Source organism: Brevibacillus borstelensis (genome assembly GCF_037834415.1).
In the GTDB taxonomy this organism is placed as follows: Bacteria; Bacillota; Bacilli; order Brevibacillales; family Brevibacillaceae; genus Brevibacillus; species Brevibacillus borstelensis_A.
On record NZ_JAUMSJ010000014.1, the window covers coordinates 93,650 to 112,687 of the forward strand.

At 52.9% G+C, this 19,038-nt stretch carries 20 protein-coding genes and 1 riboswitch; of the genes, 2 read left to right on the plus strand and 18 right to left on the minus strand.

Translation table 11 applies throughout. The features are described 5' to 3' along the window. Window positions 1–94: 94 nt before the first annotated feature. Together Q3F21_RS13460 and Q3F21_RS13465 are read right to left on the minus strand one after the other, a co-directional pair. Window positions 95–748 (minus strand): helix-turn-helix transcriptional regulator, encoded by a 654-nt coding sequence (locus Q3F21_RS13460; protein WP_340253434.1) that lies wholly within the window; start codon window positions 746–748, stop codon window positions 95–97. A 135-nt stretch (window positions 749–883) separates the two neighbouring features. Next, entirely contained in the window at window positions 884–1,591 is a 708-nt protein-coding gene (locus tag Q3F21_RS13465; RefSeq protein ID WP_340253437.1) for a threonine ammonia-lyase, read from the minus strand. Window positions 1,592–1,693: 102 nt separating this feature from the next. Further along, window positions 1,694–1,849: riboswitch (cyclic di-AMP (ydaO/yuaA leader) on the plus strand. A 7-nt stretch (window positions 1,850–1,856) separates the two neighbouring features. On the opposite strand from Q3F21_RS13465, the gene Q3F21_RS13470 reads away from it, so the two are divergent. Then, window positions 1,857–2,633, plus strand: a complete 777-nt coding sequence (locus tag Q3F21_RS13470) for a CAP domain-containing protein (protein WP_340253444.1) — start codon at window positions 1,857–1,859, stop codon at window positions 2,631–2,633. Window positions 2,634–2,927: 294 nt separating this feature from the next. On the opposite strand, the gene Q3F21_RS13475 is transcribed toward Q3F21_RS13470, so the two are convergent. The 3 genes from Q3F21_RS13475 to def form a co-directional block, all read right to left on the minus strand. Then, on the minus strand, window positions 2,928–3,071 hold the full coding sequence (locus tag Q3F21_RS13475; protein ID WP_340253447.1) for a hypothetical protein: 144 nt from the start codon (window positions 3,069–3,071) through the stop codon (window positions 2,928–2,930). 90 nt (window positions 3,072–3,161) lie between these two features. After that, window positions 3,162–4,178 (minus strand): homoserine dehydrogenase, encoded by a 1,017-nt coding sequence (locus Q3F21_RS13480; protein ID WP_340253450.1) that lies wholly within the window; start codon window positions 4,176–4,178, stop codon window positions 3,162–3,164. Window positions 4,179–4,236: 58 nt separating this feature from the next. Continuing rightward, entirely contained in the window at window positions 4,237–4,761 is a 525-nt protein-coding gene (def, locus tag Q3F21_RS13485) for a peptide deformylase (protein WP_340253453.1), read from the minus strand. Window positions 4,762–4,928: 167 nt separating this feature from the next. On the opposite strand from def, the gene Q3F21_RS13490 reads away from it, so the two are divergent. Beyond that, on the plus strand, window positions 4,929–6,224 hold the full coding sequence (locus Q3F21_RS13490) for an aminotransferase class I/II-fold pyridoxal phosphate-dependent enzyme (protein ID WP_340253456.1): 1,296 nt from the start codon (window positions 4,929–4,931) through the stop codon (window positions 6,222–6,224). A gap of 137 nt (window positions 6,225–6,361) precedes the next feature. On the opposite strand, the gene Q3F21_RS13495 is transcribed toward Q3F21_RS13490, so the two are convergent. The 13 genes from Q3F21_RS13495 to Q3F21_RS13555 form a co-directional block, all read right to left on the minus strand. After that, entirely contained in the window at window positions 6,362–7,057 is a 696-nt protein-coding gene (locus tag Q3F21_RS13495) for a membrane protein (protein WP_340253458.1), read from the minus strand. A 261-nt stretch (window positions 7,058–7,318) separates the two neighbouring features. Further along, the gene (locus Q3F21_RS13500; protein ID WP_340253461.1) at window positions 7,319–8,218 is read right to left on the minus strand and encodes a DMT family transporter; all 900 of its coding nucleotides are present in this window, start codon (window positions 8,216–8,218) and stop codon (window positions 7,319–7,321) included. Between the two features lie 189 nt (window positions 8,219–8,407). Continuing rightward, entirely contained in the window at window positions 8,408–9,586 is a 1,179-nt protein-coding gene (locus tag Q3F21_RS13505) for an acyltransferase (protein ID WP_340253464.1), read from the minus strand. A 233-nt stretch (window positions 9,587–9,819) separates the two neighbouring features. Continuing rightward, window positions 9,820–11,004 carry a DUF418 domain-containing protein gene (locus tag Q3F21_RS13510; RefSeq protein WP_340253467.1) on the minus strand — a complete coding sequence of 395 codons (1,185 nt, stop codon included), beginning with the start codon at window positions 11,002–11,004 and terminating at the stop codon, window positions 9,820–9,822. A 223-nt stretch (window positions 11,005–11,227) separates the two neighbouring features. After that, the gene (locus Q3F21_RS13515) at window positions 11,228–11,608 is read right to left on the minus strand and encodes a hypothetical protein (protein WP_340253470.1); all 381 of its coding nucleotides are present in this window, start codon (window positions 11,606–11,608) and stop codon (window positions 11,228–11,230) included. A 70-nt stretch (window positions 11,609–11,678) separates the two neighbouring features. Next, window positions 11,679–12,989, minus strand: a complete 1,311-nt coding sequence (gene brnQ / locus Q3F21_RS13520; RefSeq protein WP_340253473.1) for a branched-chain amino acid transport system II carrier protein — start codon at window positions 12,987–12,989, stop codon at window positions 11,679–11,681. Between the two features lie 241 nt (window positions 12,990–13,230). Further along, on the minus strand, window positions 13,231–14,001 hold the full coding sequence (locus tag Q3F21_RS13525) for a 5-oxoprolinase subunit PxpA (protein WP_340253476.1): 771 nt from the start codon (window positions 13,999–14,001) through the stop codon (window positions 13,231–13,233). A 13-nt stretch (window positions 14,002–14,014) separates the two neighbouring features. Next, a complete protein-coding gene (locus Q3F21_RS13530) occupies window positions 14,015–15,022 on the minus strand; it encodes a 5-oxoprolinase/urea amidolyase family protein (RefSeq protein ID WP_340253479.1) in 1,008 nt (335 codons plus the stop codon). After that, on the minus strand, window positions 15,019–15,756 hold the full coding sequence (pxpB, locus tag Q3F21_RS13535; protein WP_340253482.1) for a 5-oxoprolinase subunit PxpB: 738 nt from the start codon (window positions 15,754–15,756) through the stop codon (window positions 15,019–15,021). Before pxpB ends, Q3F21_RS13530 begins: the two co-directional genes overlap by 4 nt. Next, window positions 15,753–16,541 carry an IclR family transcriptional regulator gene (locus Q3F21_RS13540; protein WP_340253485.1) on the minus strand — a complete coding sequence of 263 codons (789 nt, stop codon included), beginning with the start codon at window positions 16,539–16,541 and terminating at the stop codon, window positions 15,753–15,755. Before Q3F21_RS13540 ends, pxpB begins: the two co-directional genes overlap by 4 nt. Window positions 16,542–16,691: 150 nt before the next feature. Further along, window positions 16,692–17,513, minus strand: a complete 822-nt coding sequence (locus tag Q3F21_RS13545) for a YheC/YheD family protein (RefSeq protein WP_340253511.1) — start codon at window positions 17,511–17,513, stop codon at window positions 16,692–16,694. Further along, a complete protein-coding gene (panD, locus tag Q3F21_RS13550) occupies window positions 17,420–17,812 on the minus strand; it encodes an aspartate 1-decarboxylase (RefSeq protein ID WP_340253488.1) in 393 nt (130 codons plus the stop codon). The genes Q3F21_RS13545 and panD overlap by 94 nt, the downstream gene beginning before the upstream one ends. 58 nt (window positions 17,813–17,870) lie before the next feature. Beyond that, a complete protein-coding gene (locus tag Q3F21_RS13555; RefSeq protein WP_340253491.1) occupies window positions 17,871–18,932 on the minus strand; it encodes an Ldh family oxidoreductase in 1,062 nt (353 codons plus the stop codon). Window positions 18,933–19,038: the final 106 nt, after the last annotated feature.

The following is a 19,038-nucleotide window of genomic DNA, read 5'->3' on the forward strand; positions in this document are numbered from 1 at the left end:
CGCTGGTTGTTCTATCTCTTTAGAAGAAAGAATCAGAAAGCGGCGACGATCACGGGAAATATGGATGACATCCGGCAATTTGTTGCCAGCCCGTTCACGAAGTCTGCTTTCCCGTTTTCTCCACGTAGTTGTAGATCGTGTACTTGGAAACATCCAGCAGGTCGGCTACGTGCTGCACAGCGCCTTTGATCAAAAACAGCCCCATTTCATCGAGCATGCCAATAAAGGCGATTTTCTCCTCCTTCTGCATAAAGGGGATAGGCTTTCCGATTTTGCGGATGCACTCCTCAATCATTTGGTCCATCAACTCGGAGATGGTGGGAGCAAACCGTTCTTCCGTTTTTTCTTCATCCGGTTCCTGTTGAAACGAAGTCATTCCCTTCAGGATTGACTCGGCCATCACGAGGTTGGTGACGTCCAAATTGATACAAAGACAGCCGATAATGGTTTTCTGCTCATCCCTGATAAAAATTGTGCTGGATTTAATGATTTTGTCTTTGATTCCTTCGTGCTTGTAGTTGAGAATAAAGTCATGCCCTTGTTCGCCCTGACGGTGCAGCTTCAGACCGAGGTTGGTCACGGGACTGCCCGTTTTTCTGCCGCTTACGTGACTGTTGTAAATGGCTACGATAGAAGCCTCGGGGCTGGTCATATCGTGCAAGGCGACTTCGCAATGGTCGCCCATTGTTCGAGCGATGCCCTCCGCGACGGGCAGATAACTGGCCAAAATCGGATGCAGTTCTTTCATTTGTGAAACCTCATTTCCTTGCGTGTTAATTTGGGCAGGATTCGGCTCCGTTGTTTACCTGTGGTGTACGCAAAGCATGACGCCTTTATACACCTGCTGTACTTGCTTGAGAGACCCCGTTTCAACCGGGACGCGTTACGTGTACTTTTCTACCAGCTCAGCGAGGAGTTTCATGTTTACATTACCGCCCGAAGCGAGCACCACTGCCTTTTCCCACTTGATAGCGGTCCGTTGATGGATCATTGCGGCCAAGGCGGCTGCGCCGGACGGCTCGACCACCATTTTGGCCCGTTCGGCAAGACTGACCACCGTCCTTGCAATCTCTTCTTCCGATACGAGTACCATCTCGTCGACGTATTTTTTCGTGTGAGCATACGTGAGCTCTCCCGGCTTTTTGGCCATCAAACCATCCGCAATCGTATCTACCTTTTCCACCTCAAACGGGTACCCGTGCCGGAGCGATTCATACATGGCCATGGCTCCTTCGCTATTCACGCCGATGACGCGTATGGCTGGCTTCGTCTCTTTCAAAGCAGCCGCCACGCCGGAAATCAGCCCTCCGCCGCTGACTGGAACAATGACCGTGTCGACATCAGGCAGCTCCTCTATAATCTCCAGGCCGATCGTACCTTGGCCTGCGATAATCTGCATGTCTTCGAACGGATGGATCAGGACAAGACCCTCGGCACGGTGCAGTTCCAAAGCCTTTTCGTACATCGTGATGGAGGTGCTGCCTCCATCTACGACTTTGGCCCCATAATGGAGGATGGCATTTTGTAGAAATACAATAGACAAGCCGCTCCTGGCAATGCGGTCTTCCACGTCGACTATTATGTTTAGCATGCTGTGTAAACAAGCTGGCCATTCCCATTCCGACAAGCTTCAAAAAAATCTACCATTATTTACAGGTTCCATTCTCTCAAGTCTATTTGTTATCCTAGTGAAGCAAAAAACAAGCCGAAACTTCCCGTGAAGCGGAAGTGCGGGGGACTTCTTTTTGCAGGGGTAGCCGCTCTGCATTGGGGTGAATCACAGATGTGAAGGGTTGTATCCTCAGCCCGAACCCGACAACTAACCTCGTAGGCGAAAAAAAGGAGACGATGAGAACATGAAACCATTCGGCAAGTCTATCATCGCTATTGCTATGGGATTGGCTGTTACCACTATGTCTACTTCGGCATTTGCTGCCACATGCCCGGTAAAAAACATTGCAGGTCAAGGGCAATGGTTCCCATCTTTCATGAATTCCCAACCTTTGCAACAGTCCCAACAGTCTAACCAAGCAAATCCGTGGAATTGCAAATTCCCAGCGAACTTTATGCAGTGGGTAGAGCTTCCGACACAACAGCCGGTACAAAAATCTGCTGAACAGCCGGTTCAACAACCGATCCAATGGCCGGTTCAAGTACCTGTCCAGCAACCGGTGCAAAAACCGGTTCCACAGCCGGTGCAAAAACCAGTTCAACAGCCAGTACAAAAGCCGGTACAAGCTCCAGCGAACAAAACCGTTAACGCTTCCTCCGAGTTTGCCCGTGAAGTGGCAAATCTGGTAAATCAGGAGCGCGCCAAGGCTGGACTGTCCCCGCTCGCTTACGATGCGACACTGGAAAAAGTGGCGCTGGCCAAAGCGGCAGACATGGATCAAAACCACTACTTTGATCACAACAGCCCGACCTACGGTTCCCCGTTTGACATGATGAAGAGCTTCGGCGTTTCTTACATGACTGCAGGTGAAAACATCGCCATGGGTCAGCGCAGCGCCAAAGAAGTCATGCAGCAATGGATGAACAGCGAAGGCCACCGCAAAAACATCATGAACCCGAACTTCACCAAGATCGGTGTAGGCTATCAAAACGGTTACTGGGTACAAGAGTTTATCGGATAACCTTGATAGCTGACGAGAAGAACCGGGCTGCTCACAAGAGCGGCTCGGTTTTTTGTTGTGCTCATTTCCTGTTGACAAAAAACCATGCCAGCCTGGAGCTCGTGGGCATAGTTTCTAGTGTGAATTCCAGATCAGCCGGAACCTATCTGGCACACCAGCCACCGTCTTGACCATCTCCAGACCGGTCACAAACGATGACCCGTCAGAACCAAGGCAAAGCGCACCGTAGGACATAGCGAAAAACCGGAACGATTCGCTCCGGCTTTTCCATCTGCGGGATGGCACTTTGACAGGCTAGCTCTCTGTGGAACAGCAGTCACACTCCTGTTCCTCCAGCAAAGGCACCTTTTTCTCGTCCATCTTCTGTTTGGTCGGGTATGCCCCCACCTGCTGCAACTCTACATTGACATCTTGGTCATTGTTTTGTTGTCGTTCCATGGGAAGCCTCCTCGCTGAGTACGACCTGTAACTAGTATTCGCCGTCTGGATGAAGGTATACGCCCGTTTCAAGGAACGTTCTATACGTCCTTATCCACTTTGTCGCAGGATATGCTCCAGATCCTTCAGCGCTGCTGCAGCGGCTGCCACCGGGTCCGATTTGCCTCCGACGATCAACAGCTCCCCCATCGTATCTGTTTCGACACGAATCGCTTTGGTCGTACCTCGGACTTGGGCGAAAGGGTGGGCCCCATCCAGCAGCTGCACGTCTACCCTCGCCCGGAACGTATCTCCTGCCTTACGCAGACTGCCTACCAGCTTGGGTACAAGACCTTCTGCTTTCCATTGCCGCACGAGTTCCGGCGTAATGTCTTGGATGCCTTTCCGTACCACATCCGACAGGCGAATACCTGCATGAAAAGCCGTATTGGCGATAATCGTCAGTTTGCAAGCCGTATCCCAGCCTTCCAGATCAAAGCGGGGATCAGGTTCCGCGATCCCCGTTTTCTGTGCCCGGCTAATCGCCTCCGTACTGGAGATGCCCTCTTCCATCATGGCGGTCAGCACAAAGTTGGCCGTCCCTGTAAAGATTCCTTCGATCAGCGCTACTTCGCATCCGGCCAGATTGTACTCCAGCAAATCAATCGTAGGCAATGCGGCAGCGGTTGCACCGCTTACTTTGAGGATGGCTCCGCGCTCTCTGGCCGCTGCAAAGAGCCCCTCGCAATCAGCGACAAGCGCCCCTTTGGAGATCGCGACCACATGCTTGCCGCGTGACAAGGCTGTCCGCATATAGGAGAGAGCCATGCCGCCTGTAACAATATCAGATGGACCGGATTCGATCAGGACGTCAAAGGGACAGGCGGACAAAAAACCGACGCCCGTCTTATCCTTTTCTCCCAGCCTCTTGTCTTCGGAAAACGCCTGAACCTGGTCAAGCGTCAATCCCTCTTTGGAGTAGCATCCTGCCGTCGAACGCATGACGCTCACGAGCCTTACATCGGCATCATAGACGTCCAGGTACCTTTTCTTGCGTTCTTCAAGCAACCTCGCTACCTGTCTGCCTACGGAACCGAATCCGGAAATAACGACGTTGTACCGTCTCATTGCGAGCTCCTCCTTGTTGCTGTGTCCCATTTTGTGCCCTCCATCCTCAGCGACGCCATCAGCGCGGAAGGCGAATCCGATAAGCGAGGATCGGGCTGGCGTCTGCCGGCTTCAATCTCTTTCCCTTTCGGTCATCGTACAATTCGTTTACATAATCGATATAGAGGATGCCATGCAAATGATCGATTTCATGCTGCATGCAGCGCGCCATAAATCCGTCCGCCTCCAGGAAGACTTCTTCCCCCGCACGGGTCAGCGTCTTCACCTTCACGTATTGAGCACGCTTGACAACGCCGACAACTCCGGGAATAGACAGGCACGCTTCCGTTCCTTTTTGCTCGCCATGGCTTTCCACGATTACCGGGTTGATGAGCTCGATTAACCCGGTGGCGCAATCCATCACGGCCAGCTGCTTCGGGATCCCGATCTGGATCGCAGAGAGACCGGCCCTCCCTTCAGCCGCGTAGATCGTATCTGCCATGTCATTCAGAATCTTGCGGACATTTTGTGTAATGGAGGCCACCGGTTTGGATCGCTCCCGCAGTATCGGGTCCCCCAGCTGCACGATCATTCGTTCAGCCATCTCGCTGCTCCTCTCTAACTCGAGTTCATTTGCATTCAACGTAACAAAAGCGGCCGGGTTTCGTCAAACGCTGTGCCGAACGCTTGTTTTTTCATCGACAAATACGCTTATATACGCTATCTTAAATGGTAAACATGATGTTGATGGAAACGAAGAGGGAGGAAACCATGCATCCACTTGCTTCTCAGCTCAACGAGACGATTCAACGCGAGAATCCGCACTTTTTTGACATGCTTTCCGAATTGGGCAGGCTGATCTACTTCCCAAAGGAAGGCATCCTCAGCCAATCCGCCGAAGCAAAGGCGAAAGCCAAGAAATACAACGCTACGATCGGGATTGCTTTGGAAGACGGCCAACCCATGCATTTGAAATCCATTCAAGACACGTTGTCCGCCTATGCACCGAAAGATCTTTACGAATACGCTCCACCTGCCGGCAAGCCAGAGCTGCGGGCCGCCTGGCGAAAAAAAATGCTGGAGGAGCATCCATCTCTGGCAAATAAAACCTTCAGCAATCCGATCGTCACCAATGCACTGACGCACGGTCTGAGCGTCGTAGCCGATTTGTTCGCGGGCCCGGGAGACAGCGTGATTATCCCTGACAAAAACTGGGAGAATTACGAATTGACATTCTCCATTCGCCGCGGTGCGGAGATGGTTTATTATCCGCTCTATAGCGATCGGATGACCTTCAACGCCGAAGGTCTGCGGGATGCGATTCTGGCTCAAAAAGAGAAAGGCAAAGCAATCGTCGTCCTCAACTTTCCGAACAACCCGACCGGATACACGCCAGGGCAAAAAGAGGCCAGGGAAATTATCGAGGCGCTGAAGGCAGGTGCAGAAGCGGGGATCAACATCGTCGCGGTTACCGATGACGCCTACTTCAGTCTTTTCTTTGAAGATTCCTTGCAAGAGTCTCTGTTCGGTGCCCTTTGCAACCTGCATCCGCGCATTCTGCCTGTAAAGGTGGACGGCGCAACCAAAGAAGAGTACGTCTGGGGATTCCGTGTAGGCTTTATCACCTACGGCGGACAAAGCGAGGCACTGCTGGCAGCCTTGGAACAAAAGACGCTCGGCATTATCCGCGCCACCATTTCCAGCGGCCCGCACCCATCCCAGACCTTTATCCTGCACGCGCTCAATTCGCCGACGTTCCATAAAGAAAAGCAAGAAAAGTTTGAGATCATGAAACGCCGTGCGAATCGTGTCAAACAGCTCCTGGACAGCGGCAAGTTTGATGACGTTTGGACATACTATCCATTCAACTCGGGATACTTTATGTGTCTCAAGCTAAAAAGTGTCGACGCGGAAACACTGCGCACTCATCTGCTTGATCAATACGGTGTGGGCACGATCGCTCTGGGCAAAACCGATTTGCGCATCGCTTTCTCTTGCATCGAAGAGGAAAACATCGAGGACCTGTTCTCGCTTATTTATCAGGGTGTGCTCGATCTGCAGCAATAATGAAACAAAAAAAGCGTTTTGGACAAAAAAAGCTCCAAAACGCTTTTTGCATTTCTGAGGTCGTACCATGGAAATAGATCAAAGGAATGAAGCTTTCCGCCCTCTTCCACAGTCTTCTGGTACGAAGAATTGCTACATTACGACACTTTCTCAGCCAATTGGGATGTCTGCTCCGGCCGCTCTACAGCGATAACTGGCAGGAGCGACCGTTCCCAGCGTCTGACCTGCGCCGTCCAGAAACGAAGCGATGCCTGCATAACAGGTCCGACCAAAAACACAGACAAAAATGTCCCAAAAGAGATCGGCCCTCCCGCGATCCAGCCTAAAAATAGGGCTGTTCCTTCCAGGCAGGTGCGGACCAGACGGACGGATTTTCCTGTAAGACGAACGAGCGTCAGCGTGATACCATCGCGGGGGCCAGCCCCCAGACCGGACGCTACGTACATCCCCGACCCGACACCCATCAGCACAATCCCGGCGACCAATTCCGCAAATCGGGCCCACTGGGCGGATACGCTAGGAATGATGCTGCTCGCGAGAAAAATATTGACAAAAAAGCCGATCAGCACGATGTTGGCTATACTCCCGATCTTGGGCAAACGCCGATCCAGAATGCAAGCGATTCCGATCATCAGAATACCTACGATCTGCACCCAAATCCCTACCGACAAACCGCTCAATCCAGACAAGCCGATGTGCAGGACATCCCATGAAGAGGCCCCCAAAGCCGCCTTCATCATGCTTACGGCTCCCATAGCCAAAACGACCAAACCCAGTATAAACAATACCAGTTTGGCCGCAAACAACGGAATTTTTCCTTTTACTCTGTTCAACAGTATGTTCTCCTCTCCTGACAGCCTGCTGATCTATTTATATCTGGCTTTTCGCATTTGGTTACTTAGCTAAGTATATTAGGGGACGCTAATCTTGTCAAGGCATGAGCAGCATTCCCCAATAAAAAAGCCTGCGATGAAATATCGCAGACCGCAACAAGCGCAGTGAGCCGTTTGGAAAGCTCTCCATTGACATCGGTCAGCTAGGCCCGTTAGCACTTCAACCCATTCCAACACAAATCCTCTCTGCCCTGCTTTCCTTTATCGATCCACCGTGACTGTTTTCTCCAGGCCACCCCTCGTCCCCGCTACTACGGCACCCAATACAAACAGCATGCCAATGCCGTGCGCCCACGTGAATTGTTCACCTAAAAAGAGTACGGACACAAGCGCAGCGCTGATTGGCATAAACCCGGTGAACAAGCCAGCGGTCGAAGCGGCCGCCTTCGCTACACCCCTATACCAGAGAACAAAGGAAAGCACGCTCGCGGTCACGGCATAGTAGACCATCAACAGCCAGACCTTGGGTGGCACGGCTGTCAAGTCAGTCTTGATCAGATCGGCAATCGCAAAAGGAAGGAACAAAACGAGACTGATCACGTTGATCGCTGCTGTCATCTGAAAAGGAGTGATTTTCCCCGACAGGCGTTTGGCATAGATCGTAAAGAGCGCCTCGGAGATGACAGCGAGAAAGACGAGAAGATTGCCAAACATGGCCCCCCAGCCCACGCTTGCCGTTCCGCCGGTGAAAGTGATAAAGCCAATGCCGACGACTGAAAACAGAATGGAAATCAACTGGTGTGAGCGTATCTTTTCCTTGAGCAGAAGAAAAGAAAACAACGCGATGCATGCCGGCACGGTACTTGTGATGATGCCTGCCGAGGTCGCCGTTGTCCAGTGTACCCCGTAAAGCATGCAGATGCTGAATAAAAACACCCCAAAGAAAGACTGCCAGAACAGCGTCTTTCCCTCCCCCTTTCTCCACGAGCTCTTCCACTCGCCGCGCATGGACAACAAAGGGAGAAGAATCATTGCCGCAAGAATAAAGCGAAATTCGGAAAACAAGAAGACGGGCACATGCTCTACGATGGCTTTTCCCACGGAGATATTGATGCCGACAAAAGCCATTGATAATGCCAATTGAATGTAAGAAGCGATCATTTTCGGCGTTCCACTCCTTTTTTACTTGAGATAACGAATACCATTCTTGCCAGTTTAACTCCTGCACGAAACCCGAACATTCGGAACATTTATACACGATCGAAAAACTTTTGGAACAAGCCCAGGTACAAAAAAGCCTCCCTTCGGACAATCTCCAGGGAAGCTGCGTGTTTGCCATGGCAAATCGTTTTACATTGCACGTTTAAATCCCGGCTCCGTCGATACCGCCGAGCCGTTTTTCTTTTTCTCGGCTGCCCCGACAAGCCACGCTCCAAACGGCAGTTTGGCCAGGCCATAGGACAATCCAAAGGAAAGCGCGGAGCAGAGGACAAACGCGATCAGACTGCCCGTGAATCCGCTAGCCGCCCACTCCCACCGATTGAGCAGCTTCATCACATACGTCAAGACGAGCGCGTGAATGAGATAGGCGCCGTAAGAATAATGACCAATCATCGTCAACCATTTTTTCCACTGCGACCTCGACTTGCCCACCCATACAGCCAGGAGATAGACGATGAGGAGCTGGGCAACCGTATAGAAAAACATCGACGGCTTTAACGAGGTGGCCACATTCAGATTGACGATCGGCCCCCCTGAATGTTTGACCAGCTCGTATCCGACGTAGGCGTAGGTCACACCAAAGGCAGCGAACAGCCAAAGCCATCTCTTCTGCAAAAAAACGCGGAATTGCGGTAGAGCCAGAGCTACCAGACCGCCCATGAAAAAGTAGAAAGAGTAATACAGGAAGTTGCGATCGCGGTATTTGATCAAATAAGCATCCAGCCACGCCAGGTCAAACCGGAAGGAATGAGCCGGGATGTAGCGGTAGGACAACCACATCAGAGCGGCATATGCAAGCGCCCCGGCCCCGACGACAAGCGCCCTGCCCCCTCGCCCCCGGACCGTTTGTCCTGTCCACCTGAACAGCTTTCGCAATAGCGGGTACAAGAGGTAAAACTGAAAGATCATGACCACGAACCACAGATGGTAAGAGGCCGTTCCCGTCATCCATTTTTTCAATACGAGCCACAGCGTCTCCAGATTGAATCCGGCCAGTTCGTGATACGTCGCCATGTACACCACTGACCAGATCGCGTAAGGAACCACGATCTCGGTAAACCTTTTTTGGATAAACCGGGGGTATTGCAAGCGGTCGCAATAGTTGTAAAAAAGCACAAGTCCCGTGACGAAAACAAAGGCAGGAACCGCAAATTTCAACAGATGAAACAACATCCCAAAAAGAAACGCCGTCTCCTCTCCAATTCCCGGCTTGCGAATGTATACGCCGATGACGTGCTGATACACGACAGCCAAAAAAGCAAACGATCGGACATAATCCAATTCGACAATTCGTTCTTTTCGGGCCATTTTATGAACTTCATACCTTTCCGCCTTAGTTCGTTCCGCCTTAGATATTGAAAACAACACTCCCCATCTTATCTGCCTGCCCCGCGAGAGGCAATAGGAATCATTGGGCAGTTTTCTCTAGCGCGACTGCAACCATTTGCACAAGGCCCAATAACCTGTCGTCAATATGGAGACAGCGATAATCGCCACCACAGTTTCTGGTCTCATCATTTCCTCCAAAATTCCTTGTCTTCTCATTTTTTCAGTTGCTGAACAGCCCCGTAGGTCAAACAGCGCCATACCCATTCCAGCGGTCCGTACCGGTATCGGGACAACCACCATTTGCTCCACGCCACCTGTACCGGGAAAATGAACAGACACAAGACAAAGCCTGCCCATAACGGAGTTGAACCGTACAGGTGAAAAAGTTTGACGATACTGACACACAACACCGTTTGGGAGAGGTAATTGGTCAGAGCCATTCGGCCAACAGGAGCTAGAAAAGAGAGCCTCTCTCGTCCTCGCTCTTTTCTCATCACTAGCAGAATCGACGTGAGATAAAATACGAACAGAGCAAGTCCGCTCCACTGAACCAAAACAAGCCGGGTGATGTCAAGCGAACCTGGAATCGGGACGATCCCGAAGTGAACCAGGGGAATCATGGCCGCCAGCGGAAATCCGATCAAAAGCGATCCCATCCAGTACCGTCTGATCGTCGCTTCATATCGGCCCAGCTCGTAAAATACCCCTTTCTTGGCCACATACAGTCCGAGCAGAAATAGCGGCAGCACAGTCAAAACCATCAGCCACTCATTTTGCACAAGCACCGGTAATTCGTTGTTCCACCGAAAGGACAGCCATTCCTCCCAACTTCCGTTTTGATAGGCGTCGATCGCCTGGCTGACCACTTGTTCCTTCTGCGCTCCTGTATTTTGTCCGTCATCGGGGACGAGCAGCGCAAGCCCCATCGGTATCTGGTAAATCGCGAGCAATGTTATCGCCCACCTTTTAATGACAACCTCTCGGCTGCGATAAAACAAATAAAGCAGGATACCGGCAAGCGCATACGTGTGCAGGATATCTCCGAACCAAAACACCAGGTGAACTGCGCCAAACAGGAACAACGCGAAAAGCCGCCTGAAATACTTCCCGCCAACCGCTACCCCTCTCTGTTCCAAACGGCTCATGAACAGGTAGAACCCCGCGCCGAACAAGAACGAGAAAATGGTGTAAAACTTGGTCTGGACAAACATGTCGAACATCATTCGCAGCCAAAAATCAGCGGCGCTCGCATGCTCGGGGATACGCTGCGTACTGAGAAACAGCTCCGGCTGCAAATATCCCGGCATATTCACCAAAAAAATCCCGAAGAGCGCAAATCCCCTGATGACGTCAAGTTCATTGATTCTCTCGCTTAATGGGGTTGGCGTTGTTTGCATGCATCTCAACCTTTCTATCGTGCACTTCCATAAACCCCCCATTGTTAAATACGACTGATCCGCCTAAAAAGTAACAAGCTTCTTCTCCATATCCCAAGCGTCTTTTCTCACAGCCTTTGCATGCGAAAACCCCCGTCTCCGCATACGGAGAAGACAGGGGTTAACCAAATGGCCAAACCTATTTTTCGTTCCTTGCATCCGCAGTCATTCAAACTGTTGCCGTTCAGGGCTGTTCGTCGATTACTATCAGATCGCAGCATTTTTCAGGATCGTACTTTACTTTGACAAACAGCGCGTCCGAATCTTTCCCTTGGACAAAGGTCGTTTTCAGCGTACTTTTCTTTTCTCCATGGCTTTCCTCGAGAATATAGGATACTGAGACATCCTTGTACCCCTTTACGGAATAGTACACATACCCTTCCATGTCGTACATCTGCACCGCTTCGGAGGATTGATCCGGACGCTGCAGCCATTGACGCACCTCAGTCTGGTGCTGCGGCTCTATCGATTCCTGCCCGAACGATACGGAAAATAGCGGCTTCTCCTCGCAACCGGTAAGAGCAAACAAAACAATTGCCGAGAAAATTGCCTTTTTTGGGTCCATCCCATCACTTCCAAATCAAGACAATATTTTCTCTATCTTAGCAAGGATGGATGGGGCGCACAAGTTGCATTCACCTTGCCCGCTTGAACAGCAGATCCAGCCCGAGACCGGCCATGATGCCGACAACAGCCGGCACAGCCCACCCGGCGCCTTCCCGATACAGCGGAAGCCCGGCCAGCAAGAAATCCATGCTGCGGGGAATCATCACCGTATTGACCAAATCGAAAATCCCGTACAGAACGACGAGCCCCACTGCCGTTACATACACGCAGGAACGCGGCGAGAGCAGCGGATCCGCAAGCGCAAAGACGATCAAAACGATCGCGACGGGATAGATGGAGCCCAAAATGGGCACGGAAATCTTCAGGATCAGTGTCAGGCCCATATTGGCGATCAGCATGCTGGCGATACAGAGCAGACCCACCCAACAGCGATAGGAAACGCGCGGAAACAGTCCGGAAAAATACTGGCTGCACGAGGTCACAAGTCCAATCGAAACGCAGAGGCAGGCAACCGTAAAGATGCCGCCGAGCAGGAGGATGCCAGAGGACCCGAATAAATGGCCCATCACATTGGTCAGAATTTGCGCGCCATTCTCCGCCCTGCCCAAAAATGCGTGGGACGAGCCGAGAATTCCCAGCATCAAGTAGATGACGGCAAGCAAAATTCCCGCTCCCATGCCCGCCGCCATCATATAACGGGACAGTTGGCCAGGCTCAGAGACACCTTTTGCCCGAAGCGTATTGGAGACGACGATGCCGAAGACAAGCGCTGCGAGCGCGTCCATCGTCAAATAGCCCTCTAGAAAACCCTGCAAAACGGGATGCGCGGCGTACGCACCTTCCGCCGGGATAAGCTCTCCTTTCGGATTCAACAAACTTCTCGCGAAGATCAGCAAGAGCAGGATCAGCAGCGCAGGGGTCATCAGCTTGCCAAAACGGTCAACCAGCTTCGAGGGGGACAGGCTAACCCAGAAGACCAGCGCGAAAAAAACAAGCGTATACAGGGCAAGTCCCCGCGGCACTGCCGCTGCGGTTTCCGACAAAAACGGCACCATGCCCATCTCATACGCAAGACTGCCTGCCCGCGGAATGGCTAGCGCCGGCCCGATCGAGACGTAAATAAGCAGCGGAAACAAGCGAGCAAAAGCAGGGTGAACCCGACTTGAAAGCTCATAAAAGCTCCCCGCCTTTGCGATGGCTGCCACGCCTAAAATCGGCAGTCCGACTGCCGACAATATAAAGCCGGCGAGAGAAAGCCATACCTGATCGCCGGCCGACTGTCCGAGAAAAGGCGGAAAGATGAGGTTGCCCGCGCCAAAAAACATGGAAAACAGCATGAAGCTTATGAGGACGATTTCTTTTTTGGACAACGCATTCATCTTTTTTTGTATGCTCCCTCCTAGAAGTATGGAGGGATTGTATCAGCTTTTTCACAGTGATGCCAGTAAAACGGGGGTATTCGTAATGTTAAATGAAGTATGTTGTTTCAACATATTCTGAACATTTATAAAGACGAGTTTTATCAACATAACGTGCCAGCAGGCTTGATGGGACGATTCGGCAGTCTGCTGGCATGTTTCCAAGCAGCGAAACCGGAGAAAAACAACGGTAACAGCGCTGTCAACCCTTAACGCCCATGGCCATGACCGCTATGCCCGACGCCTCCAGGGTCATGCGGATGCGCTTTGCAAACTCCACGGCATGCCGGCCGTCGCCGTGAATGCAGACTGTTTCGGCCACAATATCCTTGTCGACAGCTTGTCTCGTCGAAACCTTCCCTTCCTTGACCATGCGTATCACCTGGGAGACTGCCTTCTCCTCATCGGTGATGAGTGCTTCCGGCTGCGATCGCGGCGTGAGGGTTCCGTCGTGCTGGTACGTCCGATCGGCAAACACTTCATTTTTTACCCGCAATCCCGCCTGCAGACCTTTTTCGACGAGCTGGCTCCCTGCCAGTCCGACCAAGTACAGCTCGGGTTTGACCCGATAGACTGCCTCCGCGATCGCCTCCGCCAGTTTCGGGTCGACAGCAGCCATGTTGTACAGGGCACCATGCGGTTTTACATGCTGCATGACGCCGCCCTCAGCCTGGATAAACGCCTGCAGGGCACCGACCTGATAGACCACATACTCGTAGGCCTCTTCAGGAGAAATGGACATGTTCCGGCGGCCAAAGCCCATGAGGTCGGGCAAGCCGGGGTGCGCTCCCAATGCTACCTTTTGGGCCAGCGCCAACTCCACGGTTTTTCGCATGGTCGCCGGATCGCCGGCATGAAAGCCGCAAGCGATATTGGCCGAGGTGATATAGGGGAGGATCTCGTGATCATGACCGATGCTGTATGCCCCGAAGCTCTCTCCCATGTCACAGTTCAAGTCAATCCGAAACGTCATCTGCTCTGTCCTCCTACTCGTATTTAAGCTTCATGCCCAGCCGGACCTGTCGAAACAGCTGTTCCCGCTCAAGCAAAAGCCGCTCTGCCTCCTGATGGACAACTTCGCGAAAACGGATGACATCCCCCGGCTTTGTTTGGACGATCAACGGCAGATCGACACTGATAATCTGGGCAATTTTGGGGTAGCCTCCTGTTGTCTGCCGATCCGCCAGCAAAACAATCGGATTGCCTTCTGCCGGAACCTGCACGGTGCCAAACGTGACCGCCTCGGAAACCAGCTCCCGGCTCTTGTCGAGCTTCTCCAGACGGGGTCCTTCCAGCCGATAGCCCATGCGATCCGACTGCGGGCTTACTCGAAACTCTTGCCCAAAAAATGCGTTCCGGCTCTCCTCGGTAAACCAGTCGGATTGATTTCCTTTTACCACGCGGACGACGGGATGCCCGTGGTAGCGAGGCAAGTGATCTGCCGCAATTCTCCAGTCCGGCGCGTAAAAGGCCCCCCCCTTGGCTTGTTTTTGAAGCAGTTCCCCCAGCTTTTTGGACTGCCGGCCAGGCTCGTCTGCTTTCAGCTCGTCTCCCTTTTGCAAAGCACGCCCTTCATAGCCTCCTATCCCTGCCCTTGCGTACGTGGACCGGCTGTTCATGACGAGCGGGCATTGAACTCCTCCCGCCACAGCGATATACGTTCTGGCCCCGAGCTTGCTGACCCCGAAACGAATGACCGTACCGGCTCTGACCCATACCGGCTTCCATAGCGGCAGCGGTTTGTCGTCCGCCGCCGCCTCCATGTCAGCTCCGCAAATCGCCAGCACGGTATCCTCGGTCACTTCCCAGGTATCTCCCTTCATGGTCATTTCCACGGCGGCCTCTGTTCCCTTGTTGCCGACCAGCAGATTGGCCATTTTGTAAGCAAACGGGTCCATCACGCCGCCGACAATCACCCCATGCTTCTGAAAGCCGAATCTCCCTCTGTCCTGCACGGTTGTAAACAGTCCGGGACGAATGACTGTAAGACTCATGCCTTCCCCTCCTCGTACGATTGGTACTCCTCCGCCGAGATTGGGACGAAGCGCACGCGATCCCCCGCTTTCAGGATGCTTGGCGGATTCCGGTCCGGGCGGAACAAGCTGATCGGAGTCCGGCCGATAATCTGCCAGCCTCCCGGCGTTTCCAAGGAGTAGATGCCCGTTTGTTTGCCTGCGATCCCCACTGAGCCTTTCGGTATTTTTAGCCGGGGGCTTGTTTTACGCGGTGTGGCGATTGTTTCCGACAGTCCGCCGATGTAGGGAAATCCCGGAGCAAAACCGATCATGTATACGTGATACTCCCCCTCCGAGTGTATGCGGATCACTTCTCGCTCGCTCATCTGATGATAGGCGGCCACCTCGGCAAGATCGGGGCCCATTTCGCCTCCGTAGAGGACGGGAATTTCTACGGTATTTCCCGCTGCTGGCAGGTGGTCAGATAGTTGTGCGAGAGCTTCCCCGAGAACCATGCGCATCCTTTCATATGCCGAAAAGGATGGCTCGTTCAAAGTCAAGACAGATGTTTGCCTCACATAGAACGCTACCGGATCGTAAAAGACTGTCACCGTTGTAAAACCCGGGATGTATTCAATCATTCCCGGTACCGGATGCTGGTCGAGCCACGCGGAAAATTTCCTCACCTTTTCGTGAGTTTGCCGGTCGATTACTGTGCCGAAGCGAATGATGACAGCCTGTTCTCCCATCGGTTCGATTTGAAATGTTGTCATAGGACGGCTCCACCCCTGCCTCTGCGGTCATGCCAACCGATCTTTCTCGAAATTTCCTGTGCCGCTTGGATTACTTTTTGTGCCAGCAAATGGATCAGTCCGTCCTTGTACCTGCTGGTCGGCCCGACGATGCTGAGCCCTGCGATGACGTGGTCGCGGTGGTCGTAGATCGGAGCGGCTATCGCCGACGTATCGTTGTACAGCTCCGAGTGACTGACCGTATAGCCGTTTTGTCTCGACTCGGCAAGCACACGACGGAGCTCATCGATGTCGGTAATCGTGCGATCGGCGACAAGCCGCAGCTCTGCTTGCGACAAGTACGTTTCCTGTTCTTCTTCCGGCAAAAAAGCGAGCAGAATGCGCGGACAAGCTCCAGCATACAGCGGTGCCCGCCGCCCGATTGCCGTGTACACCCGTATCGGCTCTTTCGTATCCACCTTTTCTACATACATGGCTTCTTCTCCGTCCCGGATAATCAGGTTGACGGCTTCGCCTACTTCCTCATTTAACCGGACCATGACAGGCAAAGCCTCCCGGCGGATATCCATCCGCTCCGAAACAGCTTGTCCGTATTGCAGAAATCCTAGTCCCAGCTCAAATGTCCCCATGGAAGTGCGCCGCAGAAAGCCCCCCGCTTCCAAAGACGACAGCATCCGGTATACGGAAGTTTTCGGCTGTCCGGACAACTCTACTGCCTGCGGCAGCGTCAACTGGGGATGATCCAGAAATAATTGAAGCAATTCAATGGCTTTTAGGACCGTCTTATTGGTTTCAGACACACGCATCCCTCGTTCCGCATATCGGAATTACGTTCCGTTTTTATATGTACTTTTCATTATAACAATCTCCGGCGATCTGACAATCGTAATTTTCTGTTTATTTTACCTGCGAATAGAGCCAACCACTTGTCTGGTACCGCGACAAGTGGTTGGCTTCTACTTACTGCGGAATTTGACGATACGTCGATACGCGCGGAGGTCTGGAAGCTTCCGAAACAGCGACATCGACGGTCGAAAATTCGCTTCGATAATCCACGGTTTCCCGGTCGTATCAATCCCCAGATCGAGCCCGACCATACGCAGGGTGGGATATTTCTTGCCCAAACACTCGCCTGTCATCTGGGCCACATGCTTGATCTCCTCCAGCAGATCCAGAGGCACATCGACATTGGATCGCGCGAGAGCGAGCGTCAGCGGCAGCACTTTGCCCCTGCTGCGCGCGATGTTGGTGACGATAAATCCGGGTCCGGCCAGTTTGGCGAGAAAGCCCGTCACGACCCAAGGCTTCCCTTTGTACCGTTGTATCATCACCCTTACATCAAATGGACACCCGCCAATGCGACCCAGGGACAGATACGGCTGGATCAAGTATGGCTTCGGTATGAACAGGGAGCGTACGTATCTGACTGTTTCCTCCTTCCCGCTGACAATTTTGCGTCCGTTGCCGGCATGTACTTGGTAGCGCGAATCCTCCAAGGAAGTGACCTTGATAATCCCGGCCCCGCCGCCGCCTCCCGAAGGCTTTAGCATGACCGATCCGTATTTTTCCAGCTGCGTCCAAAGAGACTCTGGTTCAAACAGGACGGTTTCCGGCAAATATTCCTTCAGCCGTCTATCCCGGTCCATGACCAGGTGTTTGGTCCATTTTCCAACATTCGGCGCTTTTATGTGGCATTCTCTCCATTCGTAATAAGGTGATGTTCTTCGATCCTGGTGATGCGATTTTCCGCATCGACGAACACGACCCGGGGAATCAATTGACTGGCATCTTCCTCTGTATACATTCCCATGCTCAGGATGATCACAATGTCCCCCGGCGCAAACAGATGGGCGGGCGGCCCGTTCAAACAGATTTTGCCTGAGCCCTCGGGCGCTGGCAGTGCGTAGGTTTTCCAGCGGGTAGCGTTGCGCAGGCTCGTGATTTGCACGATCTCGTAAGGCAGGATGTTTGCTTCCTTCATGAGCAAGCTGTCAATCGTTATGCTGCCGACGTAGTCAAGCTCAGCTTGTGTAACGGTCGCTCGATGAATCTTCCCCTTGCACATATGTCTTAGCATCGGACCTCTCCTTTCCAGACACCGCTGCCATCAGTCTATGAGGCACCTTTTGTCCTTGTTATTGGAGGCGAGCGTCTTCCAGCTCGATTCCCAGGCGACTGCCGAGAGCGGAAAGCTCTGACGCGACTTTTTCGGGAAGCGTGACTCCGCTTGCACGCCTCTCCTTTGCCGTCCGCCACTCCATTTCGCCGGGAATGAGTATTTCCTCTCTGCCTGCCGCTCTGGGCTCCGCTTTGATCAGCTGAATGTATTCATCCATCCGCTGCTTGAAGAGCGGCAGCGGCATGAAGCTCTCGACTCGCAGCACCCAAAAAAAATGGCCGACATTTTGGGGATGCTGGTCGTTATCGTACAAGCTGTGCACGCTCGGACCGTAGCCCGCCCCTGTCAAAAGTCCGCACAGGATATCGACGAACATGGCAATGCCGTAGCCCTTGGCGCCGCCTATAGGCAGAAGCGCCCCTCGCAAGGCCCGCTCCGGTTCTGTCGTATCCTCCCCCTGTTCATCGATCGCCCACCCGCGCGGAATTGCCTCGCCTCTTTTCGCTGCCAGGGCGATTTTCCCGCGAGCCGCTACTGTCGTCGCCATATCGAGCAAGAACGGAGGGGCCGACCCCGTCGGGATGCCCGCAGCGATCGGATTGGAGCCAAAAAAAGGGCGAAGTCCTCCAGTCGGGGCCATCGTCTGCGGGGCGTTCGACATCACGAAGAGAATCATCCCTTTTTGAATCGCTTGTTCGGCATAGTAAGAGCAAGCTCCAAAGTGGTTGGAACACCTGACCCCGACCATGCCGGTTCCATTTTTTCCGGCTATCTCCATCGCTGTCTGCAGAGCAGCCTCTCCGACTACGGCTCCCAAGCAATTCTTCCCGTCAACGATAGCAGTAGCGCCGGCTTTATTCAGGACGACGGGAGCCTCTTTCACATCGATCAGCCCGGCCAAAATCCGCTCAACATAAACAGGCATGCGCGCCAGTCCGTGGGAGTGAACACCGCGCAGATCGGCGTGGACGAGCGAACGGGCGACAGTCTCCGCCTCCCGCGTGGAAACTCCCGCCCGAACAAAAACCGCTGTTGCAAACTTCTCTAGCCGCTTCCAATCGTATCGATTCGGACCCACCACTCGCACGTCCTCTCTTTGCTTCGGTTTTATCCTAGTCCTGCTCAGTCTGAATATAGATATGAAACCAAGCAGCGGCCGGGCACGGCATGGGCCTATTTGCGAC

Bases quoted from the DNA above. Each gene is read 5' to 3' on its own strand.
- Q3F21_RS13460 (WP_340253434.1), bottom strand. From the start codon at position 748: ATGAAAGAACTGCATCCGATTTTGGCCAGTTATCTGCCCGTCGCGGAG.
- Q3F21_RS13465 (WP_340253437.1), bottom strand. From the start codon at position 1,591: ATGCTAAACATAATAGTCGACGTGGAAGACCGCATTGCCAGGAGCGGC.
- Q3F21_RS13470 (WP_340253444.1), top strand. From the start codon at position 1,857: ATGAAACCATTCGGCAAGTCTATCATCGCTATTGCTATGGGATTGGCT.
- Q3F21_RS13475 (WP_340253447.1), bottom strand. From the start codon at position 3,071: ATGGAACGACAACAAAACAATGACCAAGATGTCAATGTAGAGTTGCAG.
- Q3F21_RS13480 (WP_340253450.1), bottom strand. From the start codon at position 4,178: ATGAGACGGTACAACGTCGTTATTTCCGGATTCGGTTCCGTAGGCAGA.
- def (WP_340253453.1), bottom strand. From the start codon at position 4,761: ATGGCTGAACGAATGATCGTGCAGCTGGGGGACCCGATACTGCGGGAG.
- Q3F21_RS13490 (WP_340253456.1), top strand. From the start codon at position 4,929: ATGCATCCACTTGCTTCTCAGCTCAACGAGACGATTCAACGCGAGAAT.
- Q3F21_RS13500 (WP_340253461.1), bottom strand. From the start codon at position 8,218: ATGATCGCTTCTTACATTCAATTGGCATTATCAATGGCTTTTGTCGGC.
- Q3F21_RS13505 (WP_340253464.1), bottom strand. From the start codon at position 9,586: ATGGCCCGAAAAGAACGAATTGTCGAATTGGATTATGTCCGATCGTTT.
- Q3F21_RS13510 (WP_340253467.1), bottom strand. From the start codon at position 11,004: ATGCAAACAACGCCAACCCCATTAAGCGAGAGAATCAATGAACTTGAC.
- Q3F21_RS13515 (WP_340253470.1), bottom strand. From the start codon at position 11,608: ATGGACCCAAAAAAGGCAATTTTCTCGGCAATTGTTTTGTTTGCTCTT.
- brnQ (WP_340253473.1), bottom strand. From the start codon at position 12,989: ATGAATGCGTTGTCCAAAAAAGAAATCGTCCTCATAAGCTTCATGCTG.
- Q3F21_RS13525 (WP_340253476.1), bottom strand. From the start codon at position 14,001: ATGACGTTTCGGATTGACTTGAACTGTGACATGGGAGAGAGCTTCGGG.
- Q3F21_RS13530 (WP_340253479.1), bottom strand. From the start codon at position 15,022: ATGAGTCTTACAGTCATTCGTCCCGGACTGTTTACAACCGTGCAGGAC.
- pxpB (WP_340253482.1), bottom strand. From the start codon at position 15,756: ATGACAACATTTCAAATCGAACCGATGGGAGAACAGGCTGTCATCATT.
- Q3F21_RS13540 (WP_340253485.1), bottom strand. From the start codon at position 16,541: ATGCGTGTGTCTGAAACCAATAAGACGGTCCTAAAAGCCATTGAATTG.
- panD (WP_340253488.1), bottom strand. From the start codon at position 17,812: ATGCTAAGACATATGTGCAAGGGGAAGATTCATCGAGCGACCGTTACA.